17 protein-coding genes are annotated in these 15,198 nt (G+C 60.1%); 7 read left to right on the top strand and 10 right to left on the bottom strand.

Features of this window, described 5'->3' with window-relative positions:
• Window positions 1-3: 3 nt before the first annotated feature.
• The 4 genes from potH to rlmC all read left to right on the top strand — a co-directional run bounded on the left by potH (window position 4) and on the right by rlmC (window position 3,518).
• Entirely contained in the window at window positions 4-960 is a 957-nt protein-coding gene (gene potH, locus QMM04_RS01955; protein ID WP_021508379.1) for a putrescine ABC transporter permease PotH, read from the top strand.
• Window positions 957-1,802, top strand: a complete 846-nt coding sequence (gene potI / locus QMM04_RS01960) for a putrescine ABC transporter permease PotI (RefSeq protein WP_282995532.1) — start codon at window positions 957-959, stop codon at window positions 1,800-1,802. Before potH ends, potI begins: the two co-directional genes overlap by 4 nt.
• A gap of 66 nt (window positions 1,803-1,868) precedes the next feature.
• The gene (locus QMM04_RS01965; RefSeq protein WP_021508377.1) at window positions 1,869-2,333 is read left to right on the top strand and encodes a YbjO family protein; all 465 of its coding nucleotides are present in this window, start codon (window positions 1,869-1,871) and stop codon (window positions 2,331-2,333) included.
• A gap of 48 nt (window positions 2,334-2,381) precedes the next feature.
• Window positions 2,382-3,518, top strand: coding sequence for a 23S rRNA (uracil(747)-C(5))-methyltransferase RlmC (rlmC, locus tag QMM04_RS01970; RefSeq protein ID WP_282995533.1), 1,137 nt, complete (start codon window positions 2,382-2,384; stop codon window positions 3,516-3,518).
• Between the two features lie 63 nt (window positions 3,519-3,581).
• On the opposite strand, the gene artJ (QMM04_RS01975) is transcribed toward rlmC, so the two are convergent.
• The 6 genes from artJ (QMM04_RS01975) to QMM04_RS02000 all read right to left on the bottom strand — a co-directional run bounded on the left by artJ (QMM04_RS01975) (window position 3,582) and on the right by QMM04_RS02000 (window position 8,114).
• Window positions 3,582-4,313 (bottom strand): arginine ABC transporter substrate-binding protein, encoded by a 732-nt coding sequence (gene artJ, locus QMM04_RS01975; protein WP_282995534.1) that lies wholly within the window; start codon window positions 4,311-4,313, stop codon window positions 3,582-3,584.
• A 154-nt stretch (window positions 4,314-4,467) separates the two neighbouring features.
• Entirely contained in the window at window positions 4,468-5,136 is a 669-nt protein-coding gene (artM, locus tag QMM04_RS01980) for an arginine ABC transporter permease ArtM (RefSeq protein ID WP_021508374.1), read from the bottom strand.
• A 3-nt stretch (window positions 5,137-5,139) separates the two neighbouring features.
• Entirely contained in the window at window positions 5,140-5,853 is a 714-nt protein-coding gene (gene artQ, locus QMM04_RS01985) for an arginine ABC transporter permease ArtQ (protein WP_058757782.1), read from the bottom strand.
• 6 nt (window positions 5,854-5,859) lie between these two features.
• A complete protein-coding gene (artJ, locus tag QMM04_RS01990; protein WP_021508372.1) occupies window positions 5,860-6,591 on the bottom strand; it encodes an arginine ABC transporter substrate-binding protein in 732 nt (243 codons plus the stop codon).
• A gap of 15 nt (window positions 6,592-6,606) precedes the next feature.
• Window positions 6,607-7,335 carry an arginine ABC transporter ATP-binding protein ArtP gene (gene artP / locus QMM04_RS01995; protein WP_058769534.1) on the bottom strand — a complete coding sequence of 243 codons (729 nt, stop codon included), beginning with the start codon at window positions 7,333-7,335 and terminating at the stop codon, window positions 6,607-6,609.
• Between the two features lie 239 nt (window positions 7,336-7,574).
• Complete coding sequence (locus tag QMM04_RS02000) at window positions 7,575-8,114, bottom strand: lipoprotein (protein WP_021508370.1); 540 nt, start codon at window positions 8,112-8,114, stop codon at window positions 7,575-7,577.
• A gap of 108 nt (window positions 8,115-8,222) precedes the next feature.
• Between QMM04_RS02000 and QMM04_RS02005 the strand changes: the two genes are divergently transcribed.
• A complete protein-coding gene (locus QMM04_RS02005) occupies window positions 8,223-8,543 on the top strand; it encodes a heavy metal-binding domain-containing protein (RefSeq protein WP_058757780.1) in 321 nt (106 codons plus the stop codon).
• Entirely contained in the window at window positions 8,543-9,367 is an 825-nt protein-coding gene (locus QMM04_RS02010) for an N-acetylmuramoyl-L-alanine amidase (protein ID WP_282995535.1), read from the top strand. The genes QMM04_RS02005 and QMM04_RS02010 overlap by 1 nt, the downstream gene beginning before the upstream one ends.
• A gap of 15 nt (window positions 9,368-9,382) precedes the next feature.
• Here QMM04_RS02010 and ltaE read toward each other — a convergent pair whose 3' ends face one another.
• The 3 genes from ltaE to QMM04_RS02025 all read right to left on the bottom strand — a co-directional run bounded on the left by ltaE (window position 9,383) and on the right by QMM04_RS02025 (window position 13,184).
• Window positions 9,383-10,384 (bottom strand): low-specificity L-threonine aldolase, encoded by a 1,002-nt coding sequence (gene ltaE, locus QMM04_RS02015; RefSeq protein ID WP_021508367.1) that lies wholly within the window; start codon window positions 10,382-10,384, stop codon window positions 9,383-9,385.
• 69 nt (window positions 10,385-10,453) lie between these two features.
• On the bottom strand, window positions 10,454-12,175 hold the full coding sequence (gene poxB, locus QMM04_RS02020; RefSeq protein ID WP_021508366.1) for a ubiquinone-dependent pyruvate dehydrogenase: 1,722 nt from the start codon (window positions 12,173-12,175) through the stop codon (window positions 10,454-10,456).
• Window positions 12,176-12,284: 109 nt separating this feature from the next.
• Window positions 12,285-13,184: a lysine exporter LysO family protein gene (locus QMM04_RS02025; RefSeq protein WP_058780819.1), complete on the bottom strand. Its 900-nt coding sequence runs from the start codon at window positions 13,182-13,184 to the stop codon at window positions 12,285-12,287.
• A 134-nt stretch (window positions 13,185-13,318) separates the two neighbouring features.
• Here QMM04_RS02025 and QMM04_RS02030 point away from each other — a divergent pair, with 134 nt between their 5' ends.
• Window positions 13,319-14,959, top strand: a complete 1,641-nt coding sequence (locus QMM04_RS02030) for an ATP-dependent endonuclease (RefSeq protein ID WP_282995536.1) — start codon at window positions 13,319-13,321, stop codon at window positions 14,957-14,959.
• A gap of 90 nt (window positions 14,960-15,049) precedes the next feature.
• Here QMM04_RS02030 and QMM04_RS02035 read toward each other — a convergent pair.
• Window positions 15,050-15,198, bottom strand: a 149-nt coding sequence (locus tag QMM04_RS02035; protein ID WP_282995537.1) for a cold shock domain-containing protein, incomplete at its 5' end; no start/stop codon positions are given.

Consider the following 15,198-nt stretch of genomic DNA (forward strand, 5'->3'; position numbering starts at 1 on the left):
GCTATGAGCCAGATTTCTCAACGCAGCGAGCCGGAGGTGGCGGGCACACCGCTGCAGCGCTGGGGCACGCGCATGAAAATGCAGCACGGTCGCAAGCTGGTGATCGCGCTGCCTTATCTGTGGCTAATCCTGCTGTTTATGCTGCCGTTCCTCATCGTGCTGAAGATCAGTTTCGCCGATATTGCGCGCGCCATTCCGCCGTACACCGATTTGGTGACCTGGGCGGACGACCAGCTCAACCTGGTGCTCAATCTGGGCAACTACCTGACGCTGACGGACGATCCGCTGTACGCCGAAGCTTATCTCACCTCGCTGAAGGTGGCGGCGATCTCAACGGTGATCTGTCTGCTGATCGGTTATCCGCTGGCGTGGGCGGTGGCGCACAGCAAGCCCTCTATGCGCACCATCCTGCTGCTGCTGGTGATCCTGCCGTCGTGGACCTCGTTCCTGGTGCGCGTCTATGCGTGGATGGGACTGCTGAACAACAACGGGATCCTCAACCGCTTCCTGATGTGGCTTGGCGTGATCGATCATCCGCTGATCATCCTGTATACCAACACGGCGGTGTATATCGGTATCGTTTACTGCTACCTGCCATTTATGGTGCTGCCGATCTACACCGCGCTGACGCGCATTGATTATTCGCTGGTGGAAGCGTCGCTGGACCTCGGCGCGCGGCCGCTGAAAACCTTCTTCAGCGTCATCGTGCCGCTGACCAAAGGCGGCATTATTGCTGGCTCAATGCTGGTATTTATTCCGGCGGTGGGCGAGTACGTGATCCCGGAACTGCTCGGCGGACCGGACAGCATCATGATTGGGCGCATTTTGTGGCAGGAGTTCTTCAACAACCGCGACTGGCCGGTGGCCTCGGCGCTGGCGGTGATCATCCTGCTGATCCTGATTCTGCCTATCGTCTGGTTCCACAAACATCAAAACCGTGAAATGGGGGAGAAGGGATGAATCAGCTACCGGTAATCCGCTCTCCGTGGCGCACCGCGATTCTGGCGCTGTGCTTCCTGTTCCTGTACGCGCCGATGCTGCTGCTGGTGGTTTACTCCTTCAACAGCTCGCAGCTGGTGACGGTATGGGAGAGCTTCTCGTTTCACTGGTATCGCGTGCTGTTCCAGGATGATGCGATGCTGGATGCGGTTGGCCTGAGCCTGACCATCGCGGCGCTGTCGGCCACCATGGCAGTGGTGCTCGGCACCATGGCGGCGGTGATTATCGTGCGCTTCGGGCGTTTTCGCGGCCACAGCAGCTTTGCTTTCATGCTCACCGCGCCGCTGGTGATGCCCGACGTGATCACCGGTCTGTCGTTGCTGCTGCTGTTCGTGGCGATGGGCAACACCTTTGGCTGGCCGGGCGATCGCGGCATGCTGACCATCTGGCTGGCGCACGTCACGTTCTGTACCGCCTACGTGGCGGTGGTGATCAACTCGCGGCTGCGCGAGCTGGATCGATCAATTGAAGAAGCGGCGATGGACCTCGGCGCTACGCCGCTGAAGGTGTTCTTCGTGATTACCGTGCCGATGATTGCCCCGGCGATCATTACCGGCTGGCTGCTGGCGTTTACTCTGTCGCTGGACGACCTGGTGATCGCCAGCTTCGTCACCGGGCCGGGCGCTACCACGCTGCCGATGGCGATCTTTGCCACGGTGCGGCGCGGCGTCAATCCGGAGATCAACGCGCTGGCCTCGCTGATTCTGTTTGTGGTTGGGCTGGTCGGCTTTATCGCCTGGCGCTTTATGGCGCACGAAGAAAAACAGCGATTGCGCGATATTCAGAAAGCAAAACGTGGCTGAGTGACGCAACATTTGCCAATATAAGCAAGGCTGACTCTGTCAGCCTTTTCTTATGGAGCGCGCGCAATGTCGGAAACGTTGAAAAACCTGGTGTTAACCTCCACGCCCGTGCCGGTGACCATTGCCGGCAGCGCCATTATCGCCACGCGCTGTATCAGCGTGCTGATGCTGGCCAATGAGCTGGGCTATGACGAAATCGCCAATTTCGTGCACCGTAGCGCGCAGGCGTGGGACTCCACGCTGATTTTTATCGCCAGCCAGCTGATTTTCCTGTTTGAACTGCGCTGTGCCTTTACCCTGATGCGCGGCAGTAATGCCGGGCGCTGGGGCTACGTGGCCACACAGATCGTGGTGCTGCTGTACATGCTGATGGCGTCCGTGGGCTGGATCTATCCGGAGATTTTCAGCATTCCCGGCGAGAACAACGCGCAGATTATTCACCACACGCTGCTGCAGAAACTGCCGGATGTGCTGGTGCTGCTGCTGCTGTTTGTGCCGGCCAGCAGTCGCGCATTTTTCCGCAGCCGGTGATACAATCGGCCCCCGTTTTTGCTCCCGATTCTCAATACAGGCCTTTCCATGCATTGCGCGCTTTATCAGGCCGGTCGCTGTCGCTCATGTCAGTGGCTGGAAAAACCCTATCCGCAACAGCTGAGCGACAAGCAGACACAACTGACGCAGCTGCTGGACGGCATGCCGGTCGCTGACTGGCGGCCGCCGATCACCTCGGCGCAGCAGGGGTTTCGCAATAAAGCCAAGATGGTGGTGAGCGGCAGCGTGGAAAAACCGCTGTTCGGTATGGTGGCGCGAGACGGCGAGCCGGTGGATCTCTGTGCCTGTCCGCTCTATCCCGCCAGCTTCGCGGCGGTATTCGACGTGCTGAAACCCTTTATCGCCCATGCCGGTCTGACGCCGTACAACGTGGCGCGCAAACGCGGCGAGCTGAAGTTTTTGCTGCTGACGGAGAGTACCCAGGGCGGCATGATGCTGCGTTTTGTCCTGCGCTCGCACAGCAAACTGGCGCAGCTGCGCGCCGCGCTGCCGTGGCTGCAACAGCAGCTGCCGCAGCTGCAGGTGATCTCCGCCAATATTCAGCCGGTGCACATGGCGATACTGGAGGGCGAGGAGGAGATGGCGCTAACGCCTGAGCAGGCGCTGCCGGAACGCTTCAACGACGTGCCGCTGTATATCCGTCCGCAAAGTTTCTTCCAGACTAACCCGCAGGTGGCGGCTGCGCTGTACGCAACGGCACGCGACTGGGTGGCGGAGCTGCCGGTGCACAGCATGTGGGATCTGTTCTGTGGCGTTGGCGGCTTTGGCCTGCACTGCGCCACGCCGCAGATGCAGCTGACCGGCATTGAAATCAGTGCGGAAGCCATCGCCTGCGCGCAGCAGTCGGCGCAGCAGCTGGGGTTAGAGCAGGTGAGTTTTGCCGCGCTGGATTCCACGCAGTTTGCCACCGGGCATACGAGCGTGCCGCAGCTGGTGCTGGTCAATCCGCCACGTCGCGGTATTGGGGCAGAACTGTGCGCCTGGCTGAGCCGCATGGCGCCGGACTACATCCTGTATTCCAGCTGCAATCCCGCCAGCATGGCGCAGGACATTGCCCGCCTGGCCGACTATGACATCAGCCGCGTGCAGCTGTTCGATATGTTCCCGCACACCGCACATTTCGAGGTGCTGACATTACTACGTCGTAAGGGTGGAATCGCGTAGCGCCCGGCTGCGCTGAGGACGTGCAGAACCTGGCAGGCCCGGCGCCACGCAACTCCATAATGCTTATTCCGGGAACCACTTCTGATTGATCTGCTGCCAGCGACCGTTGGCTTTCAGCGCCGCCAGCGCGCTGTTCAGCTGTTGCAGCAGCGCGCTGTTGCCCTTGCGCACCGCAATGCCGAGCCCGGTGCCGAAGTAGTCGCTGTCGGTAATGTGCTCGCCGACCGTGCTCAAATCCGTATTGGCCTTCAGCCACTGATTGACGACTGCGCTGTCACCAAATACGCCGTTGAGCCGGCCATTTTTCAGGTCAAGAATCGCGTTCTGGTAGCTGTCGTAGGCCACCGCAATTACTTCAGGATGCTTCTCCAGCAGGTATTTCTGATGGGTGGTGCCGTTTTCCACGCCGATGCGTTTGCCTTTCAGCTGGCTAAAATCGCTATATTCACCTTGGTGGGCGATGACGATTGCCGAATTGGCGTAGTAGGGCTGGGTGAAATCGACCTGCTTACTGCGCTCGGCGGTGATATCCATGCCGGAAATGACCGCGTCATAGCGACGGAATTTCAGCGAAGGAATCAGGCTATCAAAGGCATTGTTGGTGAAAGTGCACTCGGCCTGCATCTGCTGACACAGCGCTTTAGCGAGGTCGATATCAAAACCGACAATCCGGTTATTTTGATCGAGTGATTCGAACGGGGGATAGGTGGCTGAGGCAGCAAAGCGAATTTTCTCTGCCGCATAAGCATTCATTGCCAGCGTTGCCATCACTGCTGCAACAATCCATTTTTTCATTATAAGGCTCCTGTAAACCATGCCAGAGGCGAAACGATTTACACGATGCCAGTTAATGCATTTGTATGCAATAAATATGATTAAAAATTTATTTAGCTGCGATCAAATACAGTGAGGAAGGGCGCGGCGCTTTCCTTCGCGCCGCGTCAGACGATCAGTTGCGGCGCTCAAACGCCAGCGCGCGCTTCTCGACCAGGCGCATCAGCAGCGTCAGCAGGCCGTTAACCACCAGATAAATCAGACCGGCGGCAGCATATACGGTGACGTCGTAGGTGCGGCCATACAGCAGCTGGCCGTGGCCCATCACTTCCATCAGCGTAATGGTATAGGCCAGCGAAGTACTCTTGAACACCAGCACCACTTCGTTGGAGTAAGAGGAGAGGGCGCGCTTAAACGCGTACGGCAGCAGAATACGCAGCGTATCGCGGCGGCGCATGCCCAGCGCGGCGCAGGACTGCCACTGTCCGGCCGGAATGGCGCGCACCGCGCCGTAGAACAGCTGTGTGGTGTAGGCTGCGCTATTAAGCGACAGCGCCAGCATGGCACACAGCCACGGCTGCGACAGTAAATGCCAGAGCCACGGCACGTTCTGAATGCTGGGGAACTGGCCGGGACCGTAATAGATCAGGAAAATCTGCACCAGCAGCGGCGTGCCGGTAAACAGGGTGATATAGCCTTTGACCAGCCAGTTGAGCAGCGGCAGCTTCAGCGCCAGCACAATGGTGCACAGCAGCGCCAGCAGCAGCGCGGCGACCAGTGAGGCGGCCGTCAGCGTCAGGCTGGTATGCAGGCCTTTCAGTAGCTCAGGTAAATACGCCAGCATGCGTCAGGCCCCCCGCTCAAAACGCGTGGTACGTGATTCAATACGGCGCAGCACCGCCTGACTGAATAGCGTAATCACTAAATAGATCGCGGCGGCCACCAGATACCAGGTAAACGGCTCCTGGGTGCGCGTCGCAATGCTTTTGGTCTGCAGCATGAGATCGTTGACGCTAATCAGCGACACCAGCGCCGTATCCTTGAGCAGCACCAGCCACTGATTGCCGAGTCCGGGCAGCGCATGGCGCCACATCTGCGGCATAATCAGGCGGAAGAATATCGCTGACTTTTTCATGCCCAGCGCCTGGCCTGATTCCCACTGGCCGGACGGCACCGCTTTCAGCGCACCGCGCAGCGTCTGAGAGGCGTAAGCCGAATAGAGCATCGCCAGCGCAATCACGCCACACAGGAACGGGCTGACATCAAAGTTCTCAATCTGCATCTGCACCGGCAGGATGAACAGGCCCAGATTGAGCTGGAAGCCGTCCGACAGCGTCAGCAGCAGCTGCGAGGCACCGAAATAGATAAACAGCACCACCAGAATTTCCGGCAGGCCGCGAATCAGCGTCACCAGCCCGGTACCGATCCACGCCAGCGGTTTCCAGCGCAGCGATTCCCAGCCAGCAAAAATCATCGCCAGCGCGAGGCCGGCGATCAGGGCACAAACGGCAAGGCCGACGGTCATGCCGGCGGCGCTTGCGAGTGGAATCATTTCATTCATCAGAAATTACTGCTGAAACCATTTGTTGTAGATGGTTTTGTAGGTGCCGTCGGCTTTGATCTTATCCAGCGCGCCGTTGAACTTCTGCTGCAGTTCGCTGTTGCCCTGACGCACGGCGATGCCGAGGCCGGTGCCGAAGTAGGCTTTGTCGGTCACTTTCTCACCCAGCGCGGCGAGGTTGGCGTTCTGCTTCAGCCACTCGTTAACCACGGCGGTATCCCCGAACACCGCATCAATACGGCCATTCTTCAGGTCGAGCACCGCATTCTGGTAGCTGTCGTAAGGCACGATGGTGATGTCGCTGTGCTTGTCAGAGAGGTATTTCTGGTGCGTGGTGCCGTTCTGCACGCCCACACGCTTGCCTTTCAGCGCCGCAACGTCCGCCAGCTTGCCTTTCTGCGCGATGAAGGTCGCGGAGTTGTCGTAGTAAGGTTTGGTGAACAGCACCTGCTTTTCACGCTCTGGCGTAATATCCATGCCGGCCATCACCGCGTCAAAACGGCGGAATTTCAGGCTGGGGATCAGGCTGTCGAAGGCCTGGTTGGTAAAGGTGCAGGTCGCATCGATCTCTTTGCACAGCGCATTGGCCAGATCGACATCAAAGCCCTGGATTTTGTTGTCGGAGTCGACAAATTCAAACGGCGGATAAGACGCCTCGGTCGCGAAACGCAGGGTTTGCGCGGCAGAAGCGCTCAGGCTCAGGCTGGCAAGCAGTGCAGCAAGTACAACTTTTTTCATTAGAAGCATCCTGACTTAGTGCGAAAGATAATGAGCAAACGCGTCGGTTTGCGGCTGTGTAAAGTGGCTGGCATCGCCCTGTTCAATGATGCGACCGTTCTCCATGTACACCACCTGGCTGGCGGTTTTGCGCGCCACCTCGACTTCGTGGGTGACAATCACCTGCGTGATCTGCGTCTGCGCCAGCTCACGAATGATGCTGACGATCTGTGCGGTGATTTCCGGGTCGAGCGCCGCGGTCGGTTCATCAAACAGCAACACCTGCGGCTCCATCATCAGCGCGCGCGCAATTGCCACGCGCTGCTGCTGGCCACCGGAAAGGTGCAGGGGAAAACGATCGGCGTACGGCGTCAGACGCAGGCGTTCCAGTAGTTTATCGGCGCGCGCGCGCGCCGCATCTTTGCTGAGCCCGAGCACACGACAGGGTGCTTCAATCAGGTTCTGCATCACGCTGAGGTGCGGCCACAGGTTGTACTGCTGGAACACCATGCCGACATTCTGGCGCAGTTCGCGAATCGCGTTGTCGGACGGCGTCTGGCTGAAATCGAAGTGGTTGCCGGCAATCTGCAGGCTACCGGAACGCGGCAGCTCCAGCAGGTTGAGTACGCGCAGGAGTGAACTTTTACCCGCGCCACTCGGGCCGAGCAACACCAGCGTTTCGCCCTGCGGGCAGGCCAGGTTGATATCGAACAGCGCCTGATGGGCACCGTAAAAACAGTTGATGGCGTTTAGTTGAATACTCATGCGCAAAAAATGAATAGCAATTAGTGTCGCAAATCTTAACGTCACCAGAATAGTTATGCAATTGAGGTGGGTTAAAATTTATTAAAGAGCAATTAAACAGCAAAAGCGTAGCACAAAATCGGGCAGGGCAGCGGGGAAAGGGGCTGACGGGTAAGCGTTGGCTATTGCGCGGAAACTTAGCGGCGCCGCAATGGTGCGGCGCGCTAATGGTTGCGGCTGAGTGCGGAAAAAATGCGCGACTATTTTTTCTCTTCCAGCAGCTGGCTGAGCGAGCCGCCACCGGCGTGTGGCCAGTCGCCGACGTAGCGCACATCATCCACCACCCAGCAGGTGCCTTCGTGGATCATCAGCACTTCATCGCGCCAGCTTTTATCGCCGCGGCTCAGCGTCACGCGCAGCGGGATGTTACGCGCGTCGCGGTTAGGAATGCTGGAGGCGCTGGCCACGTCAGCGGCGGTGGGTCCCTGTGCCAGGCTGGAGAACAGATCGCCCTGGCGCCACGCTGCCGGTGGGTTGCTCTGGCTGCTGGCATGCAGCAGTTTCTGATACAGGTTGTCGCTCAGGTACGGGCGATATTTTGCCAGCGTGGTGCTGTCCGGCAATCCCTGAGTTGGCTGGCTGACACGTAAATCGTAGAACTGCTGCGCCACGCTGTCCGGACCGCCATCAACGCAGGGTGCGGTACGCGGCCCGTTGTCCTTGATCACCGGCTCAACGGTGGTACAGGCACTCAGCAGCAATGCAGCGGGAACAAGCAGCGCAAAGGCTTTGTTTCTCATCTCGATTTCCTTATTGTTCACTGGCAAAGCGCCATTTTTAGCATAGAGTATAGCCGTGCTTTTACGCCGTACGAGCTATCGCCTCATGAATCACCACAGGAGAGAACGATGAAATTTTCGACTACGCCAACCCTGGAAGGGCACAGCATCACTGAATATTGCGGCGTTGTGACCGGCGAAGCGATTCTCGGTGCCAACATTTTCCGCGACTTCTTTGCCGGCATCCGCGATATCGTCGGCGGCCGCTCCGGTGCCTATGAGAAAGAGCTGCGCAAAGCGCGGCAGATCGCCTTCGAAGAGCTGGAAGAACAGGCGAAAGCGCTGGGCGCCAATGCGGTGGTTGGCATTGATATTGACTACGAAACCGTGGGCAAAGACAGCAGCATGCTGATGGTGAGCGTTACCGGTACTGCGGTGATCGTGCGCTAATGCGAGCGGTGTTACTGCTGGCGATGGCGCTGCTGCTCAGCGCCTGCCAGTCGACGCTGGAAGCGCGCAACGGCTATTGGGTCGATAGCGCGCACCCGGCGCAGGGGGCCCGACCGCGCATCAAAGTGGTGGTAATCCACTACACGGCGGAGGACTTCCCCTCGTCGCTGGCGACCCTGACGGACCGCAACGTCAGCGCGCACTATCTGATTCCGCAGCAGCCGCCGCAGAAAAACGGCGCCGGGGTGATCTGGCAACTGGTGCCTGAAAACCAGCTGGCGTGGCATGCCGGACCGAGCTTCTGGCGCGGTGCAACGCGCATTAATGACACCTCAATTGGCATCGAAATCGTCAATGACGGCTATCGCCGCACGCTGACCGGCCGGCAGTGGCAGCCGTTCACCGCCGCGCAAATCGCTACCCTGACCGCGCTGGTGCGCGATATCAGCCAGCGTTACGGCATCAGTCCGGAAAATATTGTCGGGCACAGTGATATCGCGCCGCAGCGCAAGCAGGATCCCGGTCCGCTGTTTCCGTGGCAACAGCTGGCCCGGCAGGGGCTGGGAGCGTGGCCGGATGCCGCCACGGTACAGCGCTATCTGGCTAACCAGCCGCCAGATGCCCCGGTCGAGGCTGCAACGCTTCTGGCTGCGCTGCAGCGCTATGGTTATGACGTTGCCGCTGCGCCAACGCCGCAGATGCAGCGCAAACTGATTGCGGCGTTTCAGATGCATTTCCGCCCGCGTGATTACCGTGGCGAAGCCGATGCCGAGACGCTGGCCATCGCCCGTGCGCTGCTGGCGAAATACGGCGCGGCACAGTAGCCGCGCGTTGCGGCGTTACGGCTGGAGAAAGGCCTGCCAGCGCGCCACCAGCTGCTGTAATTGCTGGCGGCTGACATCCAGATGGGTAACGATGCGGGTCTGCGGACCTACGCTGAGCAGCACGTCGCCCGCCTGCATCCAGCGCTGTAGCGGTGCCACCTGCTCCGCCGGCACTTTCACGAACAGCATGTTAGTGTGCTGGCTCACCACTTCCACACCAATAGCGCTGAGCTGTGCGCCGAGCCACGCGGCGTTGTCATGATCCTCCTGCAGACGCGCCACGTTGTGCTGCAGCGCGTAGAGACCGGCAGCCGCCAGAATGCCGGCCTGGCGCATGCCGCCGCCGGTCATTTTGCGCCAGCGCCGCGCCTGCTCGATATAAGCTTCATCACCACACAGCAGGGAGCCAACCGGCGTGCCCAGTCCTTTCGACAGGCAGATGGTCAGGCTATCGCAGTAGCGGGCGATATCGATCAGCTGCACACCCTGCGCCACCACGGCATTAAAGATGCGCGCGCCGTCAATGTGCAGCGCCAGCTGGCGCTCGCGGGTAAATTGCCACGCCTGTTCAAGGTAGCTTAGCGGCAGTACTTTGCCGTGATGGGTATTTTCCAGGCTCAGCAGGCGGGTGCGGGCAAAATGCATGTCGTCCGGCTTGATGGCGGCCGCCACGTCGTGCAGCGGCAGCGTGCCGTCGGCAGCCGCGAGGATCGGCTGCGGCTGGATGCTGCCGAGCACTGCGGCACCGCCAGCCTCATATTTGTAGTTGTGCGCCTGCTGGCCGACGATGTACTCATCGCCGCGCTGGCAGTGGCACAGCAGCGCCACCAGATTGGCCTGGGTGCCGGTAGGGAAGAACAGCGCAGCCGCTTTACCGCTCAGGCGCGCCGCTTCAGCCTCCAGCGCATTGACGGTGGGATCATCGCGATAGACATCATCGCCGGTTTCGGCCGCCATCATCGCATCCAGCATCGCGGCACTCGGGCGGGTCACGGTATCACTGCGTAAATCGATCACGTTGCTCTCCTGACATAAAAAAGCGGGCTAAGCGCCCGCATGATGATTAATCCGGCAAGTCTCTTCGTTTTACCGCAGCCAGTTGGTTTTCGCCAGCTCGACGATTTCATCACCGCGGCCATTCAGGATCGCGCGCAGCATATACAGGCTGAAACCTTTAGCCTGCTCGGCTTTGATTTGCGGTGGCATCGACAGTTCTTCCTTGGCGGTGATCACGTCCACCAGCACCGGACCGTCATGGGCGAACGCCTGTTGCAGCGCGCCATCGAGCTCCGAGGCTTTTTCCACGCGGATCCCTTTGATGCCGCAGGCGGTGGCGATGGCGGCGAAGTCCGGGTTCTCCAGATCGGTGCCGTCGGTGAGATAGCCACCGGCTTTCATCTCCATTGCCACAAAGCCCAGCACGCTGTTATTGAAGATCACCAGCTTCACCGGCAGCTTAAGCTGCGCCAGCGAGATGAAATCGCCCATCAGCATGCTGAAGCCGCCATCGCCGCACAGCGCAACCACCTGACGCTGTTTATCAATGGCCTGTGCGCCAAGCGCCTGCGGCATGGCGTTGGCCATCGAACCGTGGTTAAACGAGCCGAGCAGACGGCGCTTGCCGTTCATTTTCAGATAGCGCGCTGCCCACACCGTTGGCGTGCCGACATCACAGGTAAAGATAGCGTCATCGGCCGCATAGTGGCTGATCTGCTGGGCCAGATACTGCGGGTGAATCGCCTGCTTATCGTTGGCGGTCGCCAGATCGTCCAGCCCTTTGCGCGCATCCGCGTAGTGCTCCAGTGCGCGATCGAGGTGATGACGGTCGCTGTGGCTGGTGAGCTGCGGCTGCAGCGCCTGCAGCGTGGCTTTGATGTCACCCACCAGCGCCATGTCGACGTGACTGTGCGCGCCGAGGCTGGCCGGATTGATATCAATCTGAATAATGCGCGCGTCCGCCGGGTAGAACGGGCGATAAGGGAACTGGGTGCCGAGCAGCACCAGCGTGTCGGCGTTCATCATGGCGTGATAGCCGGATGAGAAGCCGATCAGCCCGGTCATGCCGACATCATACGGGTTGTCGTACTCGAGGTGCTCTTTGCCGCGCATGGCGTGTACCACGGGTGCTTTCAGCGTTTCGGCCAGCTTTACCACTTCCGCATGGGCACCGGCGCAGCCGCTGCCGCACATCAGGGTGATATTTTTCGCTTCATTGAGCGTTTCTGCGAGGCGCGTCAGTTCACTGACCGACGGCACCACCTGCGGCAGCTGCGGCGGATACCATTCGCTGCGCGCATTCTCCGGCGCCGCCTGCAGCGCCACGTCACCCGGCAGCACAATCACCGACACGCCGCGATTGAGGATGGCTTTACGCATCGCAATGCCGAGCACCTGCGGCAGCTGTTCCGGATTGGAGACCAGCTCGCAGTAATGGCTGCACTCGCGGAATAACTCCTGCGGATGGGTTTCCTGAAAATAGCCGCTGCCGATTTCGCTGGAAGGAATGTGCGCGGCAATCGCCAGCACCGGAACATGGTTGCGATGGCAGTCAAACAGGCCGTTGATCAGATGCAGGTTGCCAGGGCCGCAGGAGCCGGCGCACACCGCCAGCTCACCGCTGATTTGTGCTTCCGCCCCGGCGGCAAAAGCGGCCACTTCTTCATGGCGCGTTGGCATCCATTCAATGGTGCCCATGCGGTTGAGGCTGTCGTTCAGCCCGTTGAGGGAGTCACCGGTTACGCCCCAAATGCGTTTTACGCCGGCGCTCTCCAGCGTTTTGGCCAGCAGGGCCGCCACTGTTTGCTTCATCGTTCGCTCCTTTCTGGTGTCGGCCATCCAGTCGGATGGCAAAAAACGTGTCAGAGAGAAAGCGTAGACGAAGCCGCAGCGCAGCGGGCGTGAAAAAATGCGCTGCGCGTCAGGCGGAAAACAGGGCGATGAGGATAGGTGCCAGCAGGTTCATGATAAAACCGTGCACGATGGCCGCAGGCACAATCTCCATTCCGCCGGCACGCTGCAGAATCGGCAGGGTGAAATCCATCGACGTGGCACCGCTCAGCCCAAGTGCCATACTGCGGTAGCGGTTGACCAGCACCGGAATCAGCAGCACCGCAGCCAGCTCGCGCAGCAGATCGTTAAAGAAGGCGGCGCTGCCCATCACCGGGCCGTACGCTTCGGTCATCAGAATGCCGGACAGTGAATACCAGCCGAAGCCGCTGGCCAGCGCCAGTCCGGTTGACAGCGAAACGCCGAGCAGCCACGCCGCCAGCACGCCGCCGCCCAGCGAGCCGCACAGGGATACCAGCGCTACCGTCATGCCACGCCGGTTCAGGGTGATCTGGCGCAGCGTCATGCCGCTGCCGCGCAGCTGCACGCCAACCAGGAATAGCAGCACCACCAGCGCAATTTCGCTCAGGGTGGAGGCATGGCGCAGCGGCGCCCATTGGGTTAATCCCAGCAGGAAACCGGCCAGCACCGCCACACACAGCTTGAGTGACTCCAGCACCATGTGCCAGCGCGACGGCAGATTCTGCTGGCGATGCTGCTGCCGCCACGGCCAGCGGCGATCCAGCAGCCACAGCGCCAGCAGCGAGCAGCTCAGAATGGCGCCCGCGGCAATCAGCGCGGTTTTAAACACGATCAGTAAGTTGGTGCCGAGATTGTCGAGAAAGGCGAGGCTGGTACCCATAAAAAACAGAATGGCGTAAATCAGCAAACTCAGCAGGCGGTTAACGCGCTGCAACAGCGCAGGCTGATGCCACGGCAGCAAATAGCCCACCATCAGCGGCACCAGAATGATAAGCAGTCCGGTATACATGGAAAATGACGTCCTTTTTTGCGAGACGCCACGCTAATGGAAAACGCCTGAAGTGTAAACCTTTTCTCCCGCTGCCGACTTGACCAACGCAGCGCGGCGGACCATGCTCTGGCAAAGCACGGAGGGACTGCGCGATGATTCTGGAACATATCGATATACACGGCTTTCGCGGCATTAACCGGTTATCGCTGCCGCTGACCGACACCAACCTGTTGATTGGGGAAAACGCGTGGGGTAAATCCAGTTTGCTGGATGCGCTAACGCTGCTGCTGGCACCGGCCGCTGAGCCCTATATGTTCACCGAACAGGACTTCCATTTTCCGCCCGGTGAGGTGGAAGCACGCCTACATAAGTTGCAGCTGGTGTTTCGCTTTCGCGCGCAGGGCGATGAGCATGAAACGCTGTTTGCGCCGTTCTGGCAGCAGGATGACGCGGGGCGCTACCTGCGCTTCAGTACGCTGGCGACGCGCCAGGGTAACGAAGTCAAAACCCGCTGGCGCTTTATTGACGCGCGTGGCGAGGTGCTGCCGCTGGCGGGCACCGACGCCGCGCTGGCGCAGTTGCGCGCGTACTATCCGGTGCTGCGCCTGCGTGATGCGCGCTTTGGCCGGCGGTCGCGCCATAGCGACAACGACACCCAGCGGCGCGCTGATACGCTGAGCGCGCTGGCGCAGGAGATGCATAGCCTGACGCGCGATCTGGTGGCGCGGCCGCAAACCCTGAGCGACGAGCTGTTGCGCCAGGGATTGCATACCATGCAGCAGCTGATGGCGCACTATTTTCTGGTCCAGCAACCGGACACGGGCGCCGCACGGGTTGCGCCGGAGTTGCGTGACGGCAGTCAGGGCTGGCGTTCGCTCGATCAGCTCAATCAGCTGATCGCCGGTACCGAATCGCGCAGTCGCCAGGTGATTCTGCTGCGCATGTTCTCGCTCCTGCTGCAGGCGCACGGCAGCGATGCGCTGCCCGCAGGCGCGCGCCCCTTGCTGCTGGTGGAGGATCCGGAAACGCGGCTGCATCCCATCATGCTGTCGGTAGCGTGGAATCTGCTGGCGCTGATGCCGCTGCAAAAAATCGCCACCACTAACTCCGGCGAGCTGCTGTCACAGGTGGCGCTGGAGCAAATCTGCCGACTGGTGCGCGAGCCCGATCGCGTGGCGGCGTGGCGTATCGGGCCGGAAGGATTAAGTGCCGAAGAGGCGCGTCGTATCGGCTTTCACATCCGTGTTAACCGGCCGTCGGCGCTGTTTGCCCGCTGCTGGTTGCTGGTAGAGGGTGAAACCGAAGTGTGGATCATCAATGAGCTGGCGCGGCAGCGCGGCTACCATTTTGCCGCGGAAGGCGTGAAGGTGATTGAGTTTGCGCAGTCCGGGCTTAAGCCGCTGCTGAAATATGCGCGCCGCATGGGCATTGCCTGGCACGTGCTGACTGACGGCGACGAGGCCGGGAAAAAATATGCCGCCACTGCGCGCAGCCAGCTACAGCCGCATGAGCAGGAGAGCGACCATCTCACGCAGTTCCCGGCGCCCGACATCGAACACTTCCTTTATAAGCAGGGCTTTAGTGATGTCTATCACCAGATGGCGCACCTGCCGTTAAACGTGCCGATGAACGCGCGGCGTATTATTACCAAAGCCATTCATCATAGCTCGAAGCCGGAACTGGCGATTGCGGTGGCGATGGCAGCGGCCGAACGCGGGCCGCAGGCGATTCCGCCGTTGCTCGATCAGCTGTTTGGCCGCGTGATGAGGCTGGCGCGCGGTCGGGCAGAGTAACACTGACGCGGGACGCCAAAGAAAAATGCCAGCGTCTGTGGCTGGCATTTTTTTTCGGGAGTGGTCAGAATGAGAGCAGACGCGCGCCCGTCAGGAGAGTGACGATGCTTCACAGGGCACAATCAGACTGGCATGGTTGCCTTTCGGCCCTTCATGGACATCGAACTGAACGTGCTGGCCCGCTTTCAGCGTTCTGTATCCCTCCATCTGAATCGTGGAGTAGTGTGCGAAGATATCGT

Source organism: Pantoea sp. Pa-EAmG (assembly GCF_030024295.1).
GTDB classification, from domain to species: domain Bacteria; phylum Pseudomonadota; class Gammaproteobacteria; order Enterobacterales; family Enterobacteriaceae; genus Pantoea; species Pantoea dispersa.

Bases quoted from the DNA above. Each gene is read 5' to 3' on its own strand.
- potH (WP_021508379.1), top strand. From the start codon at position 4: ATGAGCCAGATTTCTCAACGCAGCGAGCCGGAGGTGGCGGGCACACCG.
- potI (WP_282995532.1), top strand. From the start codon at position 957: ATGAATCAGCTACCGGTAATCCGCTCTCCGTGGCGCACCGCGATTCTG.
- QMM04_RS01965 (WP_021508377.1), top strand. From the start codon at position 1,869: ATGTCGGAAACGTTGAAAAACCTGGTGTTAACCTCCACGCCCGTGCCG.
- rlmC (WP_282995533.1), top strand. From the start codon at position 2,382: ATGCATTGCGCGCTTTATCAGGCCGGTCGCTGTCGCTCATGTCAGTGG.
- artJ (WP_282995534.1), bottom strand. From the start codon at position 4,313: ATGAAAAAATGGATTGTTGCAGCAGTGATGGCAACGCTGGCAATGAAT.
- artM (WP_021508374.1), bottom strand. From the start codon at position 5,136: ATGCTGGCGTATTTACCTGAGCTACTGAAAGGCCTGCATACCAGCCTG.
- artQ (WP_058757782.1), bottom strand. From the start codon at position 5,853: ATGAATGAAATGATTCCACTCGCAAGCGCCGCCGGCATGACCGTCGGC.
- artJ (WP_021508372.1), bottom strand. From the start codon at position 6,591: ATGAAAAAAGTTGTACTTGCTGCACTGCTTGCCAGCCTGAGCCTGAGC.
- artP (WP_058769534.1), bottom strand. From the start codon at position 7,335: ATGAGTATTCAACTAAACGCCATCAACTGTTTTTACGGTGCCCATCAG.
- QMM04_RS02000 (WP_021508370.1), bottom strand. From the start codon at position 8,114: ATGAGAAACAAAGCCTTTGCGCTGCTTGTTCCCGCTGCATTGCTGCTG.
- QMM04_RS02005 (WP_058757780.1), top strand. From the start codon at position 8,223: ATGAAATTTTCGACTACGCCAACCCTGGAAGGGCACAGCATCACTGAA.
- QMM04_RS02010 (WP_282995535.1), top strand. From the start codon at position 8,543: ATGCGAGCGGTGTTACTGCTGGCGATGGCGCTGCTGCTCAGCGCCTGC.
- poxB (WP_021508366.1), bottom strand. From the start codon at position 12,175: ATGAAGCAAACAGTGGCGGCCCTGCTGGCCAAAACGCTGGAGAGCGCC.
- QMM04_RS02025 (WP_058780819.1), bottom strand. From the start codon at position 13,184: ATGTATACCGGACTGCTTATCATTCTGGTGCCGCTGATGGTGGGCTAT.
- QMM04_RS02030 (WP_282995536.1), top strand. From the start codon at position 13,319: ATGATTCTGGAACATATCGATATACACGGCTTTCGCGGCATTAACCGG.